Here is a 24,643-nt window from a genome sequence, read left to right as displayed (position 1 = left end):
AGTTACTTTTCACAATCAATATCAGCTTATGACGCAACTGCTTGCGCCCTATCCTTAGGGATCAAAAATACCGCTAACATGGCCGCAAAGGCACAGGCCGCCGCAAATACCCAAGACCATACAGCGCCACTGCCATCACCCCAGATATAACCGCAAATCCAAGTCCCGAGCGCGCCGCCAACCCCAAAGCTTAAGCTGGCATACAGGGCTTGCCCTTGGCTGCGATGACTGGCATCAAAATTTCGATGCACAAATTGAATCGAGGCCGCATGGGTCAAGCCAAAGGTGAACGCATGCAACACTTGGCTTAAGCCCAGTAACAACATGCTCTCAACGCCAAAGGCGACCAGCAACCAGCGCACGGCGGTCATGGCGATACTGACAACAAGCAAGGTATTGACGCCATAACGTCCAAGCAAGCGAGGCGCAAACATAAACATCACGATTTCGGCCATTGCACCTAAGGCAACAAAGATCCCCGCGGCCGCTTCGGTGTATCCCGCCTGCTTAAGATAAAGCACAAAGAAGCCGTAAAACGGCCCAGCGCTCATCTGTAATAACATTGCCGACACCATGAACCACAGAATGGGTTTAGTCCATTTGAGCGGCTGCCGCTCCTGCCCTTGAGGACGTACGGCACGATTCGCTGGCAACGGCAAGGCGCTGACCAGCATCCCAGTAAACAAAGCTAAACCAATATAAGGCAACACCTCGGTGCCCCATTGGCCGATAGCAAAACCGGCGCCGACCACTAAGCAGATATAGCCAATGCTGCCAAAACTGCGGATTTGCCCATAGCGGCTAGCATTTTCACCTAAGGTTTCGAGGGTGATCACCTCAAGCTGTGCCAAAATCGCGTTCCAGAAGAAGGTATACAGCGCAAGGCTCAGCGCCATATACACAAAGCCACCGTGGTAGAAGAAACTCAAATACGCCAGCATCGCCGCGCCAGCGCCCATCTTCACCAACTCGGAGCGCATGCCAGTACGATCGGCCACCTTAGCCCACACATTGGGTGCCACGATACGGGTCGCCATTAAAATCGCCAGTAAAAAACCGATTTCTTGAGGGTTAAATCCACGGTTTTCGAAGAAGACCCCAAGGTAAGGGATCATAGTGCCGAGAATTGAAAAGAAGAAAAAATAACAGGCACATAGCCAGCGCAACTGCTGGCTTGTGCTAGAGATAGTTGGCATTAACGCATTCCATTTATTACACAGCCGCTATGCATCTTTATTCCATGCAGACTGTCTCATTCATCGCGCCTATCTCATGCCGAGAATAGGTGTATGACTGCGAACATCCTGATTTTGAGCTCTGTGTCTTAACAGATGATCCATCAACACAATCGCCAGCATAGCTTCGGCGATCGGTACCGCGCGGATCCCGACACAGGGGTCGTGACGACCTTTAGTCACCACTTCTGCCATTTCACCTTGGGCCGTCATGCTTTGACCCGGCACACTGATACTCGAGGTCGGTTTTAATGCGATATGAGCAATAATAGGTTGACCCGATGAGATGCCGCCGAGGATGCCACCGGCATGATTTGATTCAAAACCCAGCGGCGACATTAAATCGCGTCCTTCCGAGCCCTTTTGCGTGACAACGCCAAAACCATCGCCGATTTCAACGCCTTTTACCGCGTTTATGCCCATTAAGGCATGGGCGATGTCGGCATCGAGCCTGTCGAATACGGGTTCGCCCAGTCCCACGGGAACACCAGTCGCTACCACAGAGATTTTGGCGCCAATGGAATCACCGGATTTTTTCAGCTCGCGCATATACTCATCCAGCGCCTCGAGCTTACTCGCATCGGGGAAGAAAAAGGCGTTCTGCTCTATTTGACTAAAATCGAGGGTCTCGGCACTAATCGGTCCAAGTTGCGACATATAGCCTTGGATACTAATGCCATGCACTTGTTTTAAATACTTTTTCGCCACAGCGCCTGCAGCAACCCGCATAGCGGTTTCGCGTGCCGATGAACGGCCGCCACCACGGTAATCACGCAGGCCATACTTTTGCTGATAGGTGTAATCGGCATGTCCTGGACGGAATAAATCTTTGATATTGGAATAATCTTGGCTGCGCTGATCGGTGTTTTCGATCAAAAGCCCAATGGAAGTGCCCGTGGTTTTGCCCTCAAACACACCGGATAAAATCCGTACTTCATCAGGCTCACGGCGCGCTGTGGTATAACGGGATGTGCCAGGACGACGGCGGTCTAAATCATGCTGCATATCGGCTTCGGTGAGTTCGAGCCCTGGTGGGCAACCATCAATAATACAACCGAGCGCCACACCGTGACTTTCACCAAAGGTAGTCACCACAAAATTTTGACCAATACTGTTTCCAGACATCCGCTTTTTACACCTTAAATGATTTGCTTATCGCTCCGCGCCCAGCAATGGCTGGACAATTCTTTTTCCCGCTGCAAGCCTAACTGGCAGCGGGAAAAGACTCAACCTAATTTATTATTGCGCGTCGCGATAAATAGCAAAAAGCGATTGATGTTCGACCAGTTGGTCGCGCGTCAACACAAACACACCGTCACCGCCGTGTTCAAAGTTAACCCAAGTGAAAGGTACTTCAGGGAATTGCTCCATCAGATGCACCATAGAGTTACCCACCTCAACCACTAAAATCCCCGTTGGTGTCAGGTATTGGGCCGCATTCGCTAAAATGCGTTTGGTTAAATCGAGGCCATCACGACCGGAAGCTAAACCAATAGCTGGCTCATGGTGGTATTCATCTGGCATATCGCCGATATCTTCTTCATCCACATAGGGCGGATTAGATACAATCAAATCATATTGTGGACCTTCAGGAATGGCTGAAAACAGATCCGATTGCATCGGGAAGACTCTGTCCATCACCCCTAAGGTTTCAACGTTGATTTGCGCCACATCGAGGGCATCTTCACTGATATCCAGCGCATCGACCTCAGCGTCATCAAATTCGTAGGCACAGGCAATTGCGATACAACCACTGCCGGTACATAAATCTAAAATACGATTAACGGGTTTGCCGTATAACCAAGGGCCAAAGCGATTGGCAATCATCTCGGCGATAGGTGAACGTGGCACCAATACGCGCTCATCCACATAGAACTCAAGCCCTGCAAAGCGCGCTTTATTGGTTAAATATGGCACTGGCAAACGTTCACGAACGCGACGAATGATAAGCTCGACAATTTTGTGTTTTTCGCTGCTGGTTAAGTTACTTAAAATCACCTGTTGGCCGATTTCTTCAGGCAAGTGCAGCGCATGGAACACTAAGGCAATCGCCTCATCCCACGCGTTATCCGTCCCGTGGCCATAGTACACATTAGCATCATTAAAGCGGCTCACCGCCCAACGCAACATATCACCAATGGTGCGTAACTCTGTCACAGCTTCATCTACAAAGATCTTATCCAAAACGCTCTCCCGCTTGTGTGTTCGTAAACATTGTAACTGAACTCTGTTCAGAAACCATAGGATTCAATAGAATACCCGCCATGAATAAAGACGATGATAAAGAAGGCATGGCGATGTTTTCGGCGCTGATCGAGGGGATAAAACCTATCGCCCAAGATAAGCGGCATTTTCGCACGCCCCTAAAAACCAAACAGGAAATTGAACTGAAAGAGCAGCAACTGCATGCTGACAGTTATTTCTCAGATACTTACCAACCTCTGCTGCCCGTTCAGGGGCCAATGCGTTGGCTCGACGAGGGTGTCGACAGTCTCGAGCTTAAACGCTTAAGACGCGGCGATTACCAACCGGATTTATTGCTGGACTTACATGGTTACCGCCAATCTGAGGCTAAACTCGAGCTCGCGGCGCTGATCCAAGCCTGCGTAAAACAGCAAAGCCAATGTTGTTGTGTGATGCACGGTTACGGCACTGGCATACTAAAACAGCAGGTGCCTATGTGGTTGGTGCAACATCCTAAGGTAAAAGCCTTTCATCAAGCCCCCAAAGAATGGGGTGGCGATGCGGCGCTGCTGGTACTTATCGATATTGGCGACCAACCACATCGACGTTAATGGACGAATTTATCCTCTAAAAACAAAGGGCCCACTAATGTGAGCCCTTTGTTTTATCGAAGAAATTAACTAATGCTGTGGGGCGCATGCTGCCAAACAATGCAGGCCTGCTCGGCATGTTTATCTATCAGAGTAATTCCTGAGGTGGCAAATAGGGGCGGTTCAACACCCGCAACTAGCTCGCTGACCAAATAGCCTAAGAGCGGCATATGGGAAATCACCAGCACTTTATCAGCCTTGTACAATTCGGCATAGGCAACAATTAAGGCGGCCACATTGACGGGATCGCCTGAAGGCACTAAATCATCCACGACCAGCCATTTACGTGGCTCGGGGAAATGTTGACTCAATTCTTGCCAGGTTTGCTGCGCACGTAAATAAGGGCTGACCAAAACAAGATCAAAATCGCTGACACTTCGGGCTAACCAGTTACTCATTAAGACAGTATGGTGTCTTCCTAAATCGGTAAGCGTTCTGTCCCTATCCGACTGAGCATTAAATCCAGCGTCACCATGTCGCATCAAAAATAGCTGCATACTTCTCTCGCTACCCACACTTGTTTTTGTTTTATCCCAATTGTAGCCCTAAAATGGATTTCAACAAACCTTGCAAGGGTTAATCTTTAGTCGATAAACACAAGAGATATTTGCCAAAAACCATTAAGACTATCAATATATAACAAGCCATCGTTACCGGAGTGTCTCTTTGCAAGCCTCTCAGTCTATTTACAAAAGTCCAAACGATCATCGTCAGTACCGTTATCTCGTGTTAGATAATGCCCTGCGGGTATTATTGGTCGAAGATTTGGACGCCAGCCAAGCCGCCGCTTCCATGGCGGTGGCCGTAGGACATTTTGATGATCCTGTTGATAGACCCGGTATGGCGCATTTTTTAGAGCATATGCTCTTTTTAGGCACGGAAAAATTCCCCGACTCCGGCGAGTATCATGCCTTTATCAATCAGCATGGCGGCAGTAACAATGCTTGGACCGGCACAGAGCACACCAATTTCTTTTTTACGATCAACGCCGACGTATTTGCCGACTCCCTAGACAGATTTAGCCAATTCTTTATCGCCCCCAAATTTGACCTCGACCTAGTCGATAGGGAGCGCCAAGCGATTGAATCTGAATTTAGTTTAAAGCTGAAGGACGATATCCGCCGCACCTATCAAGTGCTTAAAGAAACCGTCAATCAACAGCATCCCTTTTCAAAGTTTTCCGTGGGCAATTTAGTCACGCTAGGCGGAGAACAGGCGCAGGTCAGAAGCGAGCTATTAGCATTTTATCAAAGCCATTACAGCGCCAATTTAATGACGCTCTGTTTAGTCGCACCTATGCCGTTAGATGAGCTTCAGGCGCTTGCAGTGCAATATTTCAGTACAATCAGAAACTTAAACTTAGTCAAACAGTATCCCGATGTACCGCTGTTTTCTGAAAACGAACTGCTTAAGCAAATCAATATTGTCCCCTTAAAGGAACAAAAGCGTTTAAGTATCAGTTTTAACTTTCCTGGCATCGATCACTACTACAAACGCAAGCCGCTGACCTACATTAGCCATATCCTCGGCAATGAGAGTAAAGGTAGCCTGCTGTCGTATCTTAAAGAACAAGGTTTAGTGAATAACCTCTCCGCAGGTGGCGGAGTCAATGGCTATAACTTCAAGGACTACAGTATAGGCCTACAACTGACCGACAAAGGCGTGGCCAATATTGATGATATTGTGTGCAGCTGCTTTGAATACATCGAGCTGATAAAAAACCAAGGCCTTGAGGATTGGCGCTATTTAGAACGTGCGAATCTGCTCAAAATGGCGTTTCGCTATCAGGAGCAAGTGAAATCCCTCGATTTGGCCAGCCACTTAAGCATCAATATGCATCACTACGAAGTGGAAGACTTAGTCTTTGGCGACTATCGCATGGATGGCTTAGATATTGATGAAACCCTTGAGCTATTGCGCTTAATGACACCGCAAAATATGCGCTTGCAACTCATAGCACAGTCCGTTAAGACCGACCGCAAAGCCAATTGGTACCATACGCCGTATCAAGTCTTACCGATAAAGCCCGAATCCCTTGCCCGTTGGCAAGTCACACACATTCGCCCAGAGTTGCAATTGCCCGCTGCCAATCCCTTTATTGTGGCCGACTCCATTGCTCGGCCCGATAAAAGTGAAGTCGCCGTGCCTGTGATTGTCGCGGAATCAACGGGATACCGGATTTGGCATAAAAAAGACGACGAGTTTAATGTCCCCAAAGGCCATATGTATCTATCCCTCGATTCAGAGCAGGCGAGTAAAACCCCAAAACATGCTGCCCTCACCCGCTTATACGTTGAGATGCTGCTCGATTACTTGACTGAGCCCACTTATCAAGCGGAAGTCGCTGGACTTAGCTATAACATTTACCCCCATCAGGGTGGGATCACCCTGCATTTGTCTGGTTTTACGGGGAATCAAGAAACGCTGTTAGCCCTGCTTATCCATAAAGCAAGAGAACGTAATTTCACCGAAGAACGGTTTGCGTTAATTAAATCTCAGCTGCTGCGTAGCTGGCAAAACCTCGCGCAAGCCAAACCGATTTCACAGCTATTCACTAGCTTGACAGCCACGCTGCAAAAACGCAGCTATGAGCCAGCTCGCATGGCGCAGATGCTTGAAAATATCACCTTAAATGATCTGCATAACCATGTACGCGCCTTTTACGAGAAAATTTACCTCGAAGGGCTGATTTATGGCGACTGGCTTGTGTCAGAGGCGCAAGCCCTAGGAAAACGACTAGAACATATCTTGTCCCTCGTATCCAACCCAAGCGCAGAGTCGACCCGTGAATTAATCAACTTAACCGGGCAAGGCACCCTGCTTCGAGAATTAGCGATCGACCATCAAGACAGTGCGATTATTGTTTACTATCAATCTGCTTCAGCGACACCTGAGAAAATGGCGCTGTTTAGCTTACTCAATCACACTATGTCTTCGACCTTCTTCCATGAACTACGCACCGAAAAACAATTGGGCTACATGGTAGGCACAGGTTATCTGCCACTCAATCGCCATCCGGGACTCATTTTCTATATTCAATCCCCGACAACGGGGCCACTGCATTTATTAGAGGCAATCGATGAGTTTATCGCGGATTTTAATTATGCCGTAATGCAAATTACCAATGAAGAATGGGAAAGCACCAAACAAGGACTCATCAATCAAGTGATGGAACATGATGCTAACCTCAAAACCCGTGGCCAGCGTTATTGGGTAAGTGTAGGCAACCGTGATTACCAGTTTAATCAGCGTGAATTAGTTGTCGAAGAAATCAACAAACTCACTCGCACTGATCTTATCAAGTTTATGATGCGCAAAATGCGTACTAAGCATAGTGACAGACTGGTGCTTTTTAGTACAGGAACAGCGCATACTGCCCAATCTGCCCTCACATCAGATAATATGATTACCGATCTTAAATTGTTTAAACAAAACACAGAAAAGTTCAATTTTTAGCCAATCATTACCCACCAAAACCTTAATTAGATGACTTGATGTAAACAAACAAAACCGCTGCATTGATACATTTATGCAGTGGTATCTATGGTATTAACATAAAAAAGAACTGTAAAACACGGTCAATCTGTGTTTTAGATGAAAAGCTGTGCAGCATAAAGCGTCATCTACCTGCAATTAAAAGGAATTTTTACATTCTCACTTTTGACAAAGGAAAGTATTTCTGGAAAAGTGATGTAACACAATTGTTTCATGGCATCCTCGGACAATACTAAGAACAACACTATGCCGAAAATACTCTTAAAAATCGTCTTAATCGCTTTTTTTGGCATCCTTGCATTAAAAGACGTAAACGCATCTCCCTTTTCAAATAAATCACCTATTATTCTCCAGTCACAATCCTTTGGCGTACCAGAAGGACTTTCCCAAAGTACCGTTACGTCGATAGTTCAGGATCACGATGGATATCTATGGATTGGAACCTTTAATGGGCTCAATCGGTTTGATGGAAAAAACTTCAAGCACTTTTATGCTAATGATGCCAGAACAGGGCTTCCTAGTTCTTTTATTAGAAGTTTACTCGTTGATGATCAAGGAGTGTTATATGTTGGAACAGACAGCGGTCTAGTTGTTTACGATAAACTTCAAGACTCATTTTCTCCTTATGGCCTATCAGTAAAAAATACTCCCGTCTGGAGTATCAACTCAAAAAATAATAGCCTCATAATTGGTACTGACAAATCCATTATCGATATAAGCAACCAAGAAAAAACATATGAACTGTCCAGTAAAGGATTAAGTGAAATAAAAAAAGCTATAAAAGTTGGTGATAATTATTATATAAGGGATTATTCAGGGAAACTATTTAAGTTAGGAAATAATCAGTTAAAAGAAATCGCTCATGGCACAATAGATTTAGATGAAACGAATGATAATGAAATTTCAATATCTTTCAACCATGGGTTATATCAATATAATGGCAACGAAATAGTAAAAACTGACCCTCGACCATTCTCTCAACTCGCAAAGTACAACAATACCATTTATGGATTCACCAATGGAAAAATTGTTAATATTTCTAAAAACATCATAATAGGAACTCTTCCTCCAGAGCAGGTAGATAAAATATCTTCATTTGTTGTAACGAAAGATATGTTTATATTGGGAACTATTGACAAAGGCTTTATTATTGTAAATAAAATTAACAATTTAGTACAACAAACTGATTTATCTAAATACAACACATGGTATCTAACAAAAAACACACAAGGATTTATAGTATCATCTGAATCAGAAATAATAGATCTTTTCGACAACAATTTTAATCTCATAAAAAGATTAAACACTGAAACCCAAGGATACAAATACGCAATATTAAATGAAGATGGTCTTTATTTTGGCACTAATTCAGGATTATTTTTAAAAACTGAGAAAAGTTTAATAATGATTAGTGATAAATCAATATCTTCATTATCTAGTAATAGTGACAACTCCATAATAACAGCTGGAACATCTGATGGTAAGGTGTTAATCATCAATAACACTGAAATTATTGATGTTATCGATACGAAAAATAGCGAACCGATTTTCGATATTGAATTTTACTCACAAGATTTGATCTATATAGCTGGTCAGGGTGGTTTTAAAAAGTATGAGAATGGACAATTGTCCAGCTTAGGCGATGAAATAACATACAGTATAATGCAGGAGGATAATGGAATTTATTTTGGAACATCTACATCTTTAATGTTTTTCGATAGACGCGATAATAACATTTCTAAAATATTTTCTAATAAAAAAGAAATTTATTCAATCATTAACGATGAAAACTATATAACCGCAGCATCATTAGGTGAAGTCGTAATATATGAAAAAGAAAGCAAAAAAACATATACTTTAAAGACTGCTAACGGAAGTCAGTATGAATATAATTCGCCAAGTGCAATAGATGTGAATGGTTATGTCTTACTTGCCGGAATAAACGGCGTCAGCATTTTACATCCCCACAATGTCATAAACTATATTAAAAGCAAAGAAATAAACCAAACAGAAATATCTGATTTCCTTGTATTTAATGTTTCACAAGAAAACGATAGCATTTTCTTTAATAACAAAAAATCAGCTATTAACGAAATAACCTTAAAGTATTCAGATTATCCATTCTCCTTCAACTTTATCTCACCTATGTCGGAAGATTCATCCACTAATTATAACTATAGAATGTATGGTCTTTCTGATACATGGATATCGGCAAATGGAACCAACTCAGCGACATATACGAATTTATCTCCTGGGAAATACAATTTTCAAGTATATGCTGTCAATTCACTTTCAGGTAAAAAATCTTCAATAAAGGAAGTTTCAGTAATTATTACACCTCCTTGGTGGTCCTCAACTCAAGCTAAAGTATTTTATTTTATTATATCAATGTTAATAGCTGTTTTTATATTTAAAGCAATTTTAAGAAAAAGAGAAATTCAGCGTCAAATAGCTTTAAGTGAAGAGCGTTTAAAGCTTTCTCTGTGGGGAAGCGGTGATGAAATGTGGGACTGGGATATAGAAACTGGCAATATTTTCCGTTCGAATATCTGGGGGGCATTGGAATTCCCAAGAGATGGTCACCGCTCTGGCAACAGTGATGAAGAAAGTAATATTCACCCCATGGATCAAGAACGTGTAAGGGAAGCGCTTAACAAACACTTCTATGGCGAAACTGATCATTTTGAAGCGGCATACAGAGTTAAAGGCAAAGATGATAGCTGGGTCTGGATCCTAGACAGAGCAAAAATCGTAGAAAGAGACGATAAAGACAATGCGCTGCGGATGACAGGCACTATTAAAAACATCAGTCAATTTAAGCAAAAAGAAGAGCAATTAAGACTCTTCGAAAAAGCTATTGAGAATATTTCCGAAGGTATGTTTATTCTCGACAGCGAATATCGATTTGTTGAAGTAAACGAAGCCTGTTGTAGAATTTCACAACGAAACCGTTCGGATTTTATTGGCAATCTTCTGACCTTCGAATTATATCCTGAATCCTTTTCTAATCAAATTCGAACCATGTTAAAACAACAAGGTCGTTGGGCCAGCGAAGTCGAAGCCAGCCGTGGTGACAATAGCCATTTCCATATGGAGCTCACTATTGACGCCATTTACGATGAATTAGGTGAATTATCACATTATGTAGGGGTATTTTCTGATATATCGAGACGTAAACAGCAAGAAGAAGAGCTTCGTAAACTCACCAACAATGACCTATTAACGGGTCTGCCCAATCGCTCAAACTTACAAGTCACATTAAGCAACTTAGTCAACAAAGAAATTACCCATGCGTTAATGGTGCTCGACCTCGATAATTTTAAGCGCATTAATGACTCATTAGGTCACCAAATTGGTGACCAATTACTGAAGCTGGTGTCAGTCAGAATTAAGTCTGTCGTGCCTAAAAACACTAATATTTATCGCTTAGGGGGAGATGAATTTGCCATAGTGCTAGATAAAGCCTCTGATATTAGCGCATGTGCAGCTATTGCGGGCCGAGTTATCGAAGCCTTTAAAACCGTATTTGAAATTGATAGTGAGCAATTAGTCTTAGGAGTCAGCATTGGTATTGTTCTCTACCCTGAGGATGAACAAAGTGAGCAAGCACTACTTAGAAAGGCTGATATTGCCATGTATCATGCAAAATCTGCAGGGGGTAATTGCTATCAATTTTACTCAGAATCCCTCAATCAACATGCGATTAAACAACTGGAAATTGAAAACCTGATCCGTGAAGCTTTAAAAGAAGATTTATTTGAAGTGTATTACCAACCCAAAGTCGATCTCAAAAGTGGTCACGTTGCAGGGATGGAAGCATTAGTCCGATTGAATCATCCAACTCTTGGACTTATCCCGCCAAATGACTTTATTCCTCTTGCTGAAGAAAATGGCCTAATTATCGAAATAGGTGAAATTGTACTTAGAAAAGCCTGTTTTGCCGCCCAAAAATGGCGTGAACAGGGTTTGTTTAAAGGACGAGTCGCTGTCAATTTATCGTCACGTCAATTTGCCCTACCCGATTTACAGCAACGAATTGAAGCTATTTTACGGTTAACAAAATTGCCAGCAGCACATCTTGAACTCGAAATAACCGAAGGGACAGTGATTAAACAACCAGAAATGGCGATTAGTGTGATGCAGCAATTGACGAGAATGGGAGTCAGCCTAGCATTGGATGACTTTGGCACGGGCTATTCCTCGCTTTCTTACTTAAAGCGATTCCCTATTCATACGCTCAAAATTGATAAAGCATTTGTCGATGATATTGATAAGTCAGATCGTGATTTAAAGATGGTCGATTCTATTATAACTATTGCCCACAATATGGGTCTGTCGGTTGTCGGTGAAGGTGTTGAACAAGCCGCACAATTAAATATCTTGCGCGCCCTGAACTGCGAAGAGATACAGGGATATATCTTTAGCAAAGCAATAAATGAAACTGAATTTACTCAATTGCTCCAAGAGGACAGGAGTAAATTTATGCCCTACCACAGCATAATTTAATCATTAGATTATCTCTCAACCGGTAGTTTGAAACATTGGCACAACATCTGCAACAAGGTGTTTAGTGTCAAAAAATAAATATTATCAACTACCCTGAGAGATAAAATAATGAAAGGAATTCTAACCGCAGCTGCGTTACTGTCTACCATCGGCTTTGCAACAACCTCATTAGCAATTGAAACAACTATAGAGAATAAGCAATCTCAAACTGTTGTATCATCTGAAGCGACTAAAGAAGTTAATCAAGAAGTTGCTGGTTCTCCATATGTGAAATTCAAATCCTTTGAAGTCGCTGGACATCCCGCTGTGAAATTTAAATCAGTTGAGGTTGCGGGACATCCAGCTGTCAAATTCAAGCCCTTTGAAGTCGCTGGACATCCTGCAGTGAAATTCAAGCCATTTGAAGTCGCTGGACATCCTGCAGTGAAATTTAAATCCGCTGAAGTTGCGGGACATCCTGCAGTTAAATTCAAGCCATTTGAAGTCGCTGGGCATCCTGCAGTCAAATTTAAATCCGTTGAAGTTGCGGGACATCCTGCAGTTAAATTCAAGCCATTTGAAGTCGCTGGACATCCTGCAGTCAAATTCAAGTCATTTGAAGTCGCTGGACATCCTGCAGTCAAATTCAAGTCATTTGAAGTCGCTGGACATGCATGCGTTAAGTTCATTAACGCAGAAATCGCATAACATTAATCAGGTGAAGGAGAGTGTCAATGTTAAATTCAATCAAAAAAGCACTTGGTTTCGCAAAGCCTGTTCGTAAAAAAGTAAAATTACCAGAAGGCTTAAACCACCTTGAAGTGATCCCAGCAAAGGGTTGGTGGAATTAATTTCCCCCTTAAAGCGGAAATATGCAGTTCAAAGGGACTAGAGCTATTTTGCTAGCGCGAGGCCTAGGCCAATAACAAAGGGAGCTTGATGCTCCCTTTGTTATTTACCCCATTACAACAAATAATAACAATATTAAGCGGTTAGACTACATTCAGAAGTCTGGCGAACTCTGCTTAATGCAATACGTTTATGGGAAGAAAACAGTGGAAACGCTAAGGGTCCCAGTATAAATCCCATTACAGCCCAATAGGTTACAGAAAGTCCGATTCTAAAAGCCGCAACGCCAAAACACCAGGAACAACTCACTGACAAGACGAAAATCACATAAAACATTAATCCCACAGCAACCTCTTCATCGACTAAGTCATTATGTGCAAATCAAAAAATAGCAGTTCTCAATACAAATAAACTCTAAACGAGGCTATTTATCAGCACTAATCAACATCTAAATTTAGGGTATTACGGCACAACTGCCGTAAATAGGCACGCCATGATACAAGATCACTCAAACATGTGTGAACATTTTTTAGGCAAAAATTAGCCTTGAGGCAATAAAAAAGCGGCATAGATTTGCCGCTTTTTTAACCAGGTTATATTAAGCGCTTAGAAGAAACGTGTCTTTTCTGCCGCCATTGCCTTAAGACGTGGACATGGCTCAAATCGGTCGCCGTATTGGGCTTGATAACGTTCCAGTATGTTGACTAAGTTATCGGCACCTAGGGTATCAATATAGTGGAATGGGCCACCTAAGAATGGTGGGAAACCAATACCGAAGATGGCACCAATATCACCATCGCGCGATGAAGCGATAATGCCGTCATCTAAACAACGTACTGCTTCATTGAGCATTTGCACGACACAACGCTCCGCCACTGCACTTAAGTCTTTGTCCATACCAGGCTTGATGCCAAGCACTGCGTAAACACTTTCATCTACGGCTTTCTTCTTGCTCGACGCTTTATTGCCAGCAGCATATTGATAGAAACCTTTGCCATTTTTACGGCCTTTTCTATCATCGCTCAGTAACTTATCGAAGGCTGCTGGAGCTTTAAAGCGCTCACCCAGTTCTTTTTCAAGGATTGGAGCGATTTTAGCACCGACATCGATACCCACTTCATCGAGCAAAGTGATAGGGCCGACGGGGAAACCGAACTTCACTAAGGCTTTGTCTAGGTGCTCAATACTCTGCCCTTCCAGCAGTAATTGTGCTGCTTCGTTCATATAAAGCGCGAGGATACGGTTAACATAAAAGCCGGCACCGTCTTGTACTACGATTGGCGTTTTACCCTGTTTGCGGGCAAAGGCCACTGTGGTGGCAATCGTCTCTGGAGACGTTTTCGCATGGGCAATCACTTCCACCAGCGGCATTTTTTCTACTGGTGAGAAATAATGTAAGCCAATCACATTTTCAGGACGGCTGGCCGCTTGTGCAATTTGGCCAATGGGTAAAGATGAGGTGTTAGATGCAAAAATCGTGTGCTCACCGCATTCACGCTCAATATCTTTAACCATCTGATGTTTAAGCGCTAAATCCTCAAACACGGCTTCAACAACAATGTCAGCATCCTTAACGCCTTTATATTCGGTTGTCGTTGTCATCAGTGCCATTAAATTGTCACGAACGGCCGGCGTCATATGACGACGTTTAACACCTTTATCCAATAACTTATAGGCGTAGGAAAGCGCATTGCTTAAGCCCTTTTCGTTAATGTCTTTTACCCGCGCAGGAATTTTAGCCTTAGTCGTCGTGACCGAAGCAATACCACCGCCCATCAAACCACCACCTAAAATCACCGCTTTTTTGACTTTACGTGGTGTCGCCCCTTCGGCGCCAGTTTCTTTCTTCATCTCTGTGGTAGCAAAGAAAATACTGCGCAGCGCCTCAGATTCTTTCGATACCACCAGCTCAGCAAAATGGCTGGCTTCCACCTCAAGCCCTTTCTGCATTCCCTTCGCCATACCTTGGCGCACGCAATCAATAATCTTTGCAGGCGCGGGGTAGTTACCTTGGGTTTTCTTAGCGACTTGCTTGATGGCTTGATCGAAAATAATATTGCGACCAAACCCTGTGCCTTCGAGTAATTGATTAACCAGCGATTTTTTAACCGGTTTCGCCGTGCGCTTACCCGCGAGCGCCATCTCCACTGCGGTTTGCAGCAAAATCGTTTGTGGCACCACATCGTTAACTAAGCCCATCTTTAACGCTTGTTTCGGACGAATTTGTTTACCCGTCAACATCATATCTAGTGCAGTAGTGATCCCCACTAAACGAGGTAAACGCTGAGTACCGCCGCCACCGGGTAATAAACCGAGTTGCACTTCGGGTACACCCAACATGGTCTTGCCATCATCACTACACACACGTAGATGACAGGCTAGCGCCAATTCTAGACCGCCTCCTAAACAGGCACCATGAATAGCTGCAACCACAGGGATATTCAAGGCTTCTAACTCGTTAAACACCACATGCCCTTGCTGGGATAAGGCTTTCGCATCACCGGCCGTTTGGCACGCATCGAGCATAGAGATATCCGCCCCTGCTACGAAGGAGTCTTTTTTACCCGAAATCAGCACTAGGCCACGGATACTGTTATCGCCTTTAATCTCAGACAGGATCTCACTTATCTCAGGGCCAAATTCTGCCTTGAGGGTATTCATGGTTTCGCCGGGTACGTCCATTGTTAGAATGGCGATACCGTCTTCACGGCGGGTTAAATTAAATGTCTTTTCCATCGCCATTACTCCACTTCCACAATCATTGCAGCCCCTAAACCACCCGCAGCACAGGCCGTTGCCAAGCCCGTTCCGCCGCCACGACGTTTAAGCTCACGACAAACTTGAGTGATTAAACGCGTACCTGTAGCCGCAAAAGGATGGCCGTAAGCTAAAGAACCACCGAGCACGTTAAATTTGCTCATATCTATTTCACCAATGGCACGATTGCGCCCTAATTTTTCTTCGGCAAATTTTTTGGAGGCAAACATTTGCATGTTAGCTAAGGTTTGTGCCGCAAAGGCTTCGTGCATTTCAATAAGGGTTAAATCTTCTAATTCCATGCCAGCGCGTTTTAATGCCAATGGCGTTGCATAGGATGGCCCCATCAACATGTCTTGCCACACATCAATCGCGGTAAATGCGTAGCTCTTAATATACCCAATAGGTTGATAACCCAAGGCTTTAGCGCGACCTTCACTCATCAAAATGATCGCCGAGGCACCATCGGTCAGCGGCGTACTGTTCGCGGCAGTCACGCTACCATGCTTTCTATCGAAAGCGGGACGCAGTTTGGCGTAAGAGGCTAAATCAGAGTTTTCACGAATGTTATTATCGCGCTCGATAAACTGTTTGTAGGGTGGGACATGGGCCACCATCACTTCATCACGCAGATGACCCGAAGCCCAGGTTTCACTCGCCAACGTGTGGGAGCGGTGTGCCAGCGCATCTTGGTCGGCGCGGCTGATATTATACGTCTTGGCCATTTGCTCAGCGGTTTGTCCCATAGACAATCCCGTAGAATACTCGGCAACAGCAGGCGGCACTGGCAATAAATCTTTGATGCCTAAACGGCGGAAAATCTGTAATTTTTGACCAAAACTGCGGGCTTTATTCAGATCGACTAAGGCATGGGCGAGCTTTTTAGACACACCGATAGGTAATACAGAAGAAGAGTCGGCGCCGCCAGCAATACCAATCTCAATATTGCCCGTCATGATTGACTCGGCCACATTCACCGCGGATTGGAAACTGGTCGCACAGGCGCGGGTCACGCTGTAGGCATCGGTTGACACATCCATGCCAGTCCCTAACACGATTTCACGGGCAATGTTCGGTGCCGCAGGCATTTGTACCACCTGACCATACACCAGTTGCTCAATCAACTTAGGATCCAGTTCGCTACGGGCCAGCATCTCGTTAACTACCATTTTGCCCATATCGAGCGCCGACACACCGTGGAATGCGGTCGCCTGTTTCGCAAATGGCGTTCTTAAGCCCGCCACAATGGCGATACGCTCACCCTTTGCGTTAGTTACCTGTTGTCTATCACTCATTTGTCACCCTCTTTATGTGCGCTATCGCTGAGAGATTTCAGGCGGCGCTATCGATTTCCATGTTTGCCCTGCTGTTTGGCACCAAAAAAGCCCAATAACAGGTCTGACCATTAAAGTGTGATCTGATTCTAACTTCTTGTCAGCAAGTTTTAAACACCTGTTTGTTTTTTTAACACTAGCCAAACCCTTAGGGAATTCTTTACCATATTCGTGGTCTTAAGCCCACACACGTATTTTCAATCGATATTTTCAACCTAAAAAACGAGTAGCATCATGCCTTTGAGTCGCTTCCACGCATTACGCACTTACCTAAATAAGGTTGTTTTAGGGCAGCCAGTTTTGACCGAAAACCTGCTGATTGCCCTCATTGCCAATGGCCATTTATTAGTAGAAGGCCCACCAGGTCTTGCTAAAACCCGTGCAGTTAAAGCCCTCTGCGACGGTGTGGAAGGGGATTTTCACCGGATCCAATTTACCCCTGACCTACTGCCCGCCGACCTTACGGGTACGGATATCTATCGCTCCCAAACTGGTACCTTTGAATTTGAGGCGGGCCCGATTTTCCATAACCTGATCCTCGCCGATGAAATCAACCGCGCCCCCGCTAAGGTGCAGTCGGCGTTATTAGAGGCCATGGCCGAAGGTCAAGTGACTGTTGGGAAAAACAGTTATAAATTGCCGCCACTCTTCCTCGTGATGGCGACACAAAACCCCTTAGAAAACGAAGGCACTTATCCGCTGCCCGAAGCCCAGCTCGACCGCTTTTTAATGCACCTGAATTTAGATTACCCAAGCGGCGACACTGAAATCGAAATTCTGCGCCAATCCCGTCAAGAAGCGCTCACCCATGAGCTGCCGACAGCGGAGCCAATAGCCCAGGCCGATATTTTTGCCGCCCGTGATGAAGCGATGGAAATTTATCTGGCCGAACCGCTAGAGAAATACATAGTCGAAATCATTATGGCGACCCGACAACCCGCGCGTTACAGCGACGAGCTGGCAAAATGGTTAGAGTACGGTGTGAGCCCTCGCGCGACGATTTCATTGGAACGCTGCGCCCGCGCCAGAGCCTGGTTACACGAGCGCGATTTTGTCTCTCCCGAAGATATTCAAGCCGTTGCGCCCAATGTGTTAAGGCACAGACTGCTGCTGAGCTATCAAGCGCAGGCCGAAGGTGTCAGCCGCGACCAAGTGATCAACCATATTCTGACTCAGGTGGCCGTCCCTTAATCGCATGGCAGGTCTGAATACACGGGCTGATAAATCCTAGGTAAATGAATCGCTTTGTATGAGTAGCTTTGAATGAATAACAGTGCGCTAAACGCATCCCAACACAGTGATGGCAATCTACATGGCTTGCCATTATTTGCCGACGGGCTGCATTTAACCGAGAAAGAACTGCTCGCCTGCCAGACGATTGCGCGGGCTATTCCTGAGCGTCACAGCCGGGCACGTGCCAATATGGCGGGGCATCGCAGCAGTTTAATCAAAGGCCGCGGGATGGAATTTGCCGAAGTGCGTCACTATCAACAGGGCGACGATGTTCGCACCATAGATTGGCGCGTGACCGCCCGCACTGGGCAAACCCACACTAAGTTATTTATTGAGGAGCGCGAGCGCCCTATCCTACTGCTGCTCGATTTAAGCCAGAGCCTGTATTTTGGCTCGAGTTTATTATTACAGTCGGTACAAGCGGGACATTTAGCGACCACGCTAGGTTGGAATGCCATCAACCACGGTGACAGACTCGGCGCCTTAATCGCCTGCGAATCTGAGCATCTAGAGTTAAAACCCCGCAGTCGCCGCCAAGGGATATTGCAGCTCATTTCAGGATTGCGCCGAGTGCACGAGCAACAACTCAATCAGCTCGGCACTCATCCAAGGGATCCAGACCATATCCTGCGTGCCTGCCAGCGCTTGCAACGTATCGCGAAACCGGGCTCATTGATTTGGATTATCACAGATGGCAGCCATTTTACGCCGCAATGTATCGCGCCGCTGACAGAACTTAAACGCCATTGTGATATTGGCGCTTATCTGGTGACCGACCCACTCAGGCAGGGCAACCTCAACTTACCCAAGCAGTTTAGTTTGCCCGTTCGCGAAGGAGACCAAGATCGAGTGCTGACTCGCGACAGTTATCAAGCATGGCTTGGGCTGCAACAACAGCAGCAGAATGACTTTATCGCCATGATGCAGAAGCTAAAGGTGCGTACCCAATTTATCGACGCGGGTTTACCCCTTGCGCAACAGTTAGCCTTACTGCAATAACAGCACGGCAAATAAGTGAGTAATAGTAGACAGTGCAACATAAAGCATAAGTGAGTCCAAAGCGTGAACCCACAAACTCTAAATCCAGCCTTGGATAAGGCAGCCACGCCAAATCCCGCTTTGGCGGATTTACAAGATATTATTCTCCCCGACCCGATTGGGGCTTGGCCATGGGCAATAGGTTATTGGTTAGCACTCGCTATCCTGTTAGTTTTGTTGATTGCCACAATTCTTTGGCTCAAAAAACGAGCCGCCTACTTAGCGCCTAAAAAAGCCGCCCAAGGCTTATTTGCAGCACTTGATCCTCATTCGAACCAGTATCCCTCTGACGTGAATCAGCTGTTAAAGCGCACCGCCTTAAGTTATCTGCCAAGGGAAATGATAGCCAAACTCGACGGCCCCGCGTGGGCAACTTGGTTAGATAGTCATTTGCCCACAAAGCAGCGCGGCCGCATTGGGCCTTTATTGGATAAACGCCACCAGGCTAAACCACTCAGCGCCGAGGAGGCCCTTGAGTTACAGGCCCTCGCCCGCAGCTGGTTTGCTTCAAAAGCCAAATTAAGCACGCCGATAATGCACACTGCTGCAAACCAAAACCCGAGTACGTCAGCAGCAGTAACATCGGTTCCAGCTAAGCCTGCGGAGGAGCAATGTTAACAGTCGCATGGCCTTTGGCATTGATTTTACTGCCTTTACCTTTTATTTTTTGGCGTCGCCAAACGGTGCAAGCCGAAGGTGGCCGCCTGCAATTGCCCGGTATTAGTCAAACTGGCAAAGCCAATATCACGAACCACAGCCACCAAAGTCGCAAACGTTATTGGTTGATGTGGAGCTTGTTAGTGCTTGCTATCGCCCGACCACAATGGCTTGGCGATCCGATTGAACTACCAAGCCAAGGGCGAGATCTGATGCTGGCGGTGGATTTATCCGGCAGTATGCAGATTGAAGATATGGTGATTAACGGCAAAGTGGTCGACCGTTTTACCCTGATCCAACACGTGGTTAGTGAGTTTATTGAACGTCGCAAAGGCGATCGTATCGGTTTGATTTTATTTGCCGATCACGCCTATCTACAGGCACCACTCACTCAAGATAGACGCTCTGTCGCCCAGTTTTTAAAGGAGGCGCAGATAGGCCTTGTCGGTAAACAAACGGCGATCGGCGAGTCGATTGCGCTTGCGGTCAAGCGCTTCGATAAGATGGATGAGAGTAACAGAGTATTGATTTTATTGACTGACGGCTCAAATAACGCCGGTAATATCGATCCTGAGCAAGCGGCCCAAATCGCCGCTAATCGCAAAGTGACAATTTATACCGTTGGCGTGGGTGCCGATGTTATGGAAAGACGCACCCTGTTTGGTCGTGAGCGAGTCAATCCGTCGATGGATCTCGATGAAAACCAACTCAAGCATATTGCCGATGTTACCCATGGCCGCTATTTCCGCGCCCGTAACAGCCAAGAGCTGGAACAGATTTATCAAGAAATTGACAAGCTTGAGCCCGTGAGCCGCGATCAACTCAGCTATCGTCCTCAAGCGGAGCTATTCTATTGGCCGCTCGCCCTCGCGCTACTCACCAGCATTTGGATAGCCTTAGGTCAGTTATCGCTGTTTTCGCGGACTAAAAACCCTGTTCCATCAGCAACACCACGGGGGGATGTTCGTTAATGAGCCTGCATTTTATTCGTCCAGAATGGTTACTCGCCCTGTTGCCACTCACCATCATCCTGTGGGCGCTATGGCGTCAACACCAGAGTAATAGCGCCTGGAACCGCTATATTGCGCCGCACTTGGCCAAAATATTGGTCACAGAGGGCACGCAAAAATCCCGTCGACCACTGCATATCTTGGCTTTCACTTGGGTCATTGCCACCTTGGCCTTAGCGGGGCCGGCCCTCAATAAGCAAACCTTGCCCGTTTTTGCAGCCGAGCAAGGCCGAGTGTTGGTGATGGACATGTCAGTCTCCATGTTTGCCACCGATCTGGCGCCCAACCGCTTAACCCAAACCAAGTTTCGAGCGACAGATTTGCTCCGCGGCTTAAAAGAAGGCGAAACTGGCCTGATTGCCTTCGCTGGCGATGCCTTTACTATAAGCCCACTCACCCGAGATACGGGTACGCTGCTTAATTTATTGCCCACTTTAAGCCCAGAGATTATGCCTGTGTTGGGCTCAAACCTAGCGGCGGCTCTAACCCAAGCCAAGAATCTACTGGCACAGGGCGGGCATCTGCGCGGCGATATTATTGTGATGACAGATGGCATCACTCCGAGGCAATTCGATGAGGCTAACTCGGCCTTAGCTGGTAGCCAATATCGCCTTGCTATTATGGGATTTGGTAGCCCTCAAGGCGCGCCAATCCGTTTACCCGATGGCCAATTACAGCGGGACAGCAGCAATGAAGTGGTTGTCGCCAAAACCGACTTTGGCTTACTGCAAAAATTAGCCGATAACCATAATGGCATCATGATCCCCAATCGGGCCGATGGTCAGGATCTAGTGCAGTTGCAACATTGGTTAAGCGACAGTGGCGATGCCAAGGCCACGGATCTCGATGGGGAAACCTGGCAGGATCTCGGCCCTTACCTCGCCTTACTTTTAATCATCCCTGCCCTGCTGAGCTTTAGGCAAGGCATGCTCGCCAACTGGCTGCTGATGGGATTAGCTGGTCTATTGCTCGGTGCAGCCCCACAGAATGCCCATGCTAGTGCTTGGGACTCGCTCTGGCACACCAAAGATCAACAGGCGATGCAGGCCTATCAAGCCGAGGATTACGCCAATGCCGCTCAAAAATTCGAGACGCCCCAATGGCAAGGCGCGGCGCAGTACAAGGCGGGCGAGTACGAACAGGCGCTAAAAAACTTTGAGCAAGATAGCTCTGCTAATGGCCTGTACAATCAAGGCAACGCGCTGATGCAACTTGGTAAACCCGATAAAGCCAAGGAGCGTTATCAGGCCGCACTCGACAAGCAGCCCGATTTCCCACAGGCCAAAGCCAACCTTGAGCTAGCAGAGAAATTGCTGAACCAGCAACAATCGCAGCAAAATGCTGACAATCAAGATAAGCAGTCTCAAGGCGATCAAAACCAACAGGGACAGAATCAGAACGATCAGCAGCAGGGACAAAGCCAGCAGGGTCAGCAGGGAGATCAACAATCCTCGCAAAACGACCAAGCTCAACAGCAGTCTCAAGAGCAGCAGTCCCAACAGCAAAATTATCCTGACCAAGCGGACGACAAACCGGCGCAGGAGCAAGAGGCTTCATCCGAGCAGAATAATCCTCAGCAAGGCGAACAGGATAAACAGCAAGCGAGTGATGATAAGGCCAAGCAAGATCAGCAAGATCAGCAAGATGAACTGCAGGAACAACAGCAAGCCGAGCAACAAGCCAATCAGCAAAACCGCGCCGATAACAATGCAGAAGATAAAGAAGATCCAGCCAGCAACGAGGCCAAAATGCAGGCAAAGGTCGAGGATGATAAGTCCAAAGCCGAGCAAGAACAGCAACAGGCCGTAGCGCAAAAAGCGGATAAAGAGAAACAGTCACAGGCGGATAACAACCCAGATACCGCTGTTGAGTCTGTTGAAGCGCCGCCGAGCAACAGCGAGCCTTTGCCCGCGGAGATGCAGCGAGCACTGCGGGGCGTGAGTGAAGATCCACAGGTGTTGCTGCGTAACAAGATGCAACTCGAATATCAAAAACGCCGTCAAAATGGCCAAATATCAAGGGATAACGAACAGTGGTGATCAGACAATTTTTTATCCTCCTCACGCTTTGCATCGCGGTCATTCAGCCCGCCTTTGCCCTGAGCAAACTCGAGGCGTCGGTCGATCGCAATCCGGTGATGGAGGGAGAGTACTTTGTGCTCAATGTGAGTGCCGATGATGAGGTCGACACAGGTAAACTCGATACCTCTATCCTGCTTAAGGATTTTATCGTGGGTCGCACCAGCGTGAGTCGTAGCACCCAGATAATGAACTTCGATGCGGTTAAAGAGACACGCTGGCAAGTACTGCTAGCCCCAAAACAAAAGGGCCAACTGACTATTCCATCCTTTAGCATTGATGGCGTCAGCTCCGCCGAAATCCCCCTCAAGGTCGTCGAAGCGGGCGCACAACCTGAGCAGGCCAAGAATCTGTTTATCGATGCCAAAGTCTCGACCGATGAGGCCTACGTCGGCCAGCTTATCACCTACAAAGTGAAGCTCTATCTTGCGGTCGAACTGCAACGGGGTGTACTCAATGCCCCCATTATCGAAGGCGCACAAATTAAGCAAATCGGCGAAGATAAAGACGGCTCAGAGATCATCGAAGGCCGCCGTTACCGCGTGATTGAACGCACCTATGGCATCATTCCCGATTTACCCGGCCAAGTAAATATCAAAGGCGCGACCTTTTCTGGCGATGTATTAGTGGAATCCCAACGCCGTGGCGGCATGTTTGGCTTTAACGAGAGCCGCCCAATGCAAGCCGGCGCGCCCTCCTTAAGCATCCAAGTCGAACCTGCGCCAACTAGCTTCCAAGGCCAATGGCTTGTGGCCGACTTAGTGGTATTAAAAGAGAGTTTTCCTGAGGATGTAAAAGAGTTTACCGTCGGAAGCCCTATTACCCGCACGCTCACCTTATTGGCCTCCAATGCCGATGAGAATAGCCTGCCGGATATCACGCAAAATCTGCCGCCGGAGCTTAAATCCTATCCCGAAAAACCCCAGCGCCAGAGCTTTGTGCGCGATGCGCAGATAGTGTCCCAATACAGTATTACCTCGGCTATCGTCCCCAGTAAGGCGGGCACTTTTACCTTGCCCGAAGTGAAAGTGCCTTGGTGGAATCCGCATCTTAAACGCCAAGAAATGGCAACCCTGCCCGCCCGTACCATTCAAGTAAAAGGTGGCGCCGTGGTCGATGCGCCGATCGAACCCAACTGGCAAGCAAATATCAGTGCCAATAATGAAGGCAGTTGGAGTGCTAATCTGTTTGCCCTACTGTGGCTAGTGACATTAGTTGCTTGGGCGATTACCTTTGTCGCTTGGCGCCGCGCGCTTAAGCGCCAAGTAACGGTCAATACACAAGTCGCATCACAACCGCTCGCTCTTGGCTCTGGCCTTAAGGGCTTAGAGCAAGCCTGCGCTAAAGGCAATGTCAGTGATATTTTGCAGCAATTGCAGCAATACTGTAGTGAACAGGCCGCTCGGCCCATGACGCTCGATAAAATTGCGGCGCAGTCGAGCGAGTTAGCAGAGGCGATTCGTCAGCTACAAGCCTTGGCCTACGGCGGCAAAGCCAATAGCGACGCCCAACTCGAAAGCGCTGTAAAAGCATTGTTAAGCGCGGTTAAAAGCGGCAAGCTACACCCTATGGCGCAGCAATCCACGCCATTGCAACCGCTGAATCCCAATGGCTAAACACAGACGGATAAATCAAAAC

The 24,643-nt window shown here is 46.5% G+C and carries 16 protein-coding genes; 10 read left to right on the top strand and 6 right to left on the bottom strand.

All coding sequences use genetic code 11. The features are described from left to right. Positions 1 to 26: 26 nt before the first annotated feature. The 3 genes from SHD_RS13890 to prmB form a co-directional block, all read right to left on the bottom strand. Positions 27 to 1,196 carry an MFS transporter gene (locus SHD_RS13890; protein WP_023267699.1) on the bottom strand — a complete coding sequence of 390 codons (1,170 nt, stop codon included), beginning with the start codon at positions 1,194 to 1,196 and terminating at the stop codon, positions 27 to 29. 69 nt (positions 1,197 to 1,265) lie between these two features. Further along, a complete protein-coding gene (aroC, locus tag SHD_RS13885; RefSeq protein ID WP_023267698.1) occupies positions 1,266 to 2,360 on the bottom strand; it encodes a chorismate synthase in 1,095 nt (364 codons plus the stop codon). A gap of 114 nt (positions 2,361 to 2,474) precedes the next feature. Continuing rightward, positions 2,475 to 3,419, bottom strand: a complete 945-nt coding sequence (prmB, locus tag SHD_RS13880; protein WP_023267697.1) for a 50S ribosomal protein L3 N(5)-glutamine methyltransferase — start codon at positions 3,417 to 3,419, stop codon at positions 2,475 to 2,477. An 80-nt stretch (positions 3,420 to 3,499) separates the two neighbouring features. Between prmB and smrB the strand changes: the two genes are divergently transcribed. Further along, on the top strand, positions 3,500 to 4,030 hold the full coding sequence (smrB, locus tag SHD_RS13875) for an endonuclease SmrB (protein ID WP_023267696.1): 531 nt from the start codon (positions 3,500 to 3,502) through the stop codon (positions 4,028 to 4,030). Positions 4,031 to 4,095: 65 nt separating this feature from the next. On the opposite strand, the gene sixA is transcribed toward smrB, so the two are convergent. Further along, positions 4,096 to 4,566, bottom strand: a complete 471-nt coding sequence (gene sixA, locus SHD_RS13870) for a phosphohistidine phosphatase SixA (RefSeq protein WP_023267695.1) — start codon at positions 4,564 to 4,566, stop codon at positions 4,096 to 4,098. 169 nt (positions 4,567 to 4,735) lie between these two features. On the opposite strand from sixA, the gene SHD_RS13865 reads away from it, so the two are divergent. The 3 genes from SHD_RS13865 (at position 4,736) to SHD_RS13855 (ending at position 12,757) form a co-directional block, all read left to right on the top strand. Continuing rightward, complete coding sequence (locus SHD_RS13865; protein ID WP_039978420.1) at positions 4,736 to 7,525, top strand: insulinase family protein; 2,790 nt, start codon at positions 4,736 to 4,738, stop codon at positions 7,523 to 7,525. Positions 7,526 to 7,810: 285 nt separating this feature from the next. Next, positions 7,811 to 12,070 carry an EAL domain-containing protein gene (locus SHD_RS13860; protein WP_023267693.1) on the top strand — a complete coding sequence of 1,420 codons (4,260 nt, stop codon included), beginning with the start codon at positions 7,811 to 7,813 and terminating at the stop codon, positions 12,068 to 12,070. A 108-nt stretch (positions 12,071 to 12,178) separates the two neighbouring features. After that, positions 12,179 to 12,757: a hypothetical protein gene (locus tag SHD_RS13855; RefSeq protein ID WP_023267692.1), complete on the top strand. Its 579-nt coding sequence runs from the start codon at positions 12,179 to 12,181 to the stop codon at positions 12,755 to 12,757. A gap of 747 nt (positions 12,758 to 13,504) precedes the next feature. On the opposite strand, the gene fadJ is transcribed toward SHD_RS13855, so the two are convergent. Together fadJ and fadI are read right to left on the bottom strand one after the other, a co-directional pair. Then, positions 13,505 to 15,634, bottom strand: coding sequence for a fatty acid oxidation complex subunit alpha FadJ (fadJ, locus tag SHD_RS13840; protein ID WP_039978451.1), 2,130 nt, complete (start codon positions 15,632 to 15,634; stop codon positions 13,505 to 13,507). A gap of 5 nt (positions 15,635 to 15,639) precedes the next feature. Next, entirely contained in the window at positions 15,640 to 16,950 is a 1,311-nt protein-coding gene (gene fadI, locus SHD_RS13835; RefSeq protein WP_023267689.1) for an acetyl-CoA C-acyltransferase FadI, read from the bottom strand. A 273-nt stretch (positions 16,951 to 17,223) separates the two neighbouring features. On the opposite strand from fadI, the gene SHD_RS13830 reads away from it, so the two are divergent. From SHD_RS13830 to SHD_RS13805, 6 genes are all read left to right on the top strand, one after another. Then, positions 17,224 to 18,180 carry an AAA family ATPase gene (locus tag SHD_RS13830; RefSeq protein ID WP_011622189.1) on the top strand — a complete coding sequence of 319 codons (957 nt, stop codon included), beginning with the start codon at positions 17,224 to 17,226 and terminating at the stop codon, positions 18,178 to 18,180. A gap of 72 nt (positions 18,181 to 18,252) precedes the next feature. After that, the gene (locus tag SHD_RS13825) at positions 18,253 to 19,221 is read left to right on the top strand and encodes a DUF58 domain-containing protein (protein ID WP_023267688.1); all 969 of its coding nucleotides are present in this window, start codon (positions 18,253 to 18,255) and stop codon (positions 19,219 to 19,221) included. Positions 19,222 to 19,284: 63 nt separating this feature from the next. Further along, entirely contained in the window at positions 19,285 to 19,878 is a 594-nt protein-coding gene (locus tag SHD_RS13820; RefSeq protein ID WP_023267687.1) for a DUF4381 domain-containing protein, read from the top strand. Beyond that, complete coding sequence (locus SHD_RS13815) at positions 19,872 to 20,888, top strand: vWA domain-containing protein (RefSeq protein WP_023267686.1); 1,017 nt, start codon at positions 19,872 to 19,874, stop codon at positions 20,886 to 20,888. The genes SHD_RS13820 and SHD_RS13815 overlap by 7 nt, the downstream gene beginning before the upstream one ends. After that, complete coding sequence (locus tag SHD_RS13810) at positions 20,888 to 22,966, top strand: vWA domain-containing protein (protein WP_023267685.1); 2,079 nt, start codon at positions 20,888 to 20,890, stop codon at positions 22,964 to 22,966. The genes SHD_RS13815 and SHD_RS13810 overlap by 1 nt, the downstream gene beginning before the upstream one ends. Beyond that, on the top strand, positions 22,960 to 24,621 hold the full coding sequence (locus tag SHD_RS13805; RefSeq protein WP_023267684.1) for a BatD family protein: 1,662 nt from the start codon (positions 22,960 to 22,962) through the stop codon (positions 24,619 to 24,621). Before SHD_RS13810 ends, SHD_RS13805 begins: the two co-directional genes overlap by 7 nt. The last annotated feature ends 22 nt before the right edge of the window (positions 24,622 to 24,643 follow it).

Origin of the sequence: Shewanella decolorationis S12 (assembly GCF_000485795.1) — a bacterium.
GTDB lineage: Bacteria > Pseudomonadota > Gammaproteobacteria > Enterobacterales > Shewanellaceae > Shewanella > Shewanella decolorationis.
This window is presented reverse-complemented; position numbering and strand designations above follow the sequence as displayed.

Coding starts and splice junctions, on each gene's coding strand:
- fadI (WP_023267689.1), bottom strand. CDS start 16,950: ATGAGTGATAGACAACAGGTAACTAACGCAAAGGGTGAGCGTATCGCC.
- SHD_RS13815 (WP_023267686.1), top strand. CDS start 19,872: ATGTTAACAGTCGCATGGCCTTTGGCATTGATTTTACTGCCTTTACCT.
- SHD_RS13860 (WP_023267693.1), top strand. CDS start 7,811: ATGCCGAAAATACTCTTAAAAATCGTCTTAATCGCTTTTTTTGGCATC.
- SHD_RS13890 (WP_023267699.1), bottom strand. CDS start 1,196: ATGCCAACTATCTCTAGCACAAGCCAGCAGTTGCGCTGGCTATGTGCC.
- SHD_RS13855 (WP_023267692.1), top strand. CDS start 12,179: ATGAAAGGAATTCTAACCGCAGCTGCGTTACTGTCTACCATCGGCTTT.
- fadJ (WP_039978451.1), bottom strand. CDS start 15,634: ATGGAAAAGACATTTAATTTAACCCGCCGTGAAGACGGTATCGCCATT.
- SHD_RS13830 (WP_011622189.1), top strand. CDS start 17,224: ATGCCTTTGAGTCGCTTCCACGCATTACGCACTTACCTAAATAAGGTT.
- aroC (WP_023267698.1), bottom strand. CDS start 2,360: ATGTCTGGAAACAGTATTGGTCAAAATTTTGTGGTGACTACCTTTGGT.
- sixA (WP_023267695.1), bottom strand. CDS start 4,566: ATGCAGCTATTTTTGATGCGACATGGTGACGCTGGATTTAATGCTCAG.
- smrB (WP_023267696.1), top strand. CDS start 3,500: ATGAATAAAGACGATGATAAAGAAGGCATGGCGATGTTTTCGGCGCTG.
- SHD_RS13810 (WP_023267685.1), top strand. CDS start 20,888: ATGAGCCTGCATTTTATTCGTCCAGAATGGTTACTCGCCCTGTTGCCA.
- SHD_RS13825 (WP_023267688.1), top strand. CDS start 18,253: ATGAATAACAGTGCGCTAAACGCATCCCAACACAGTGATGGCAATCTA.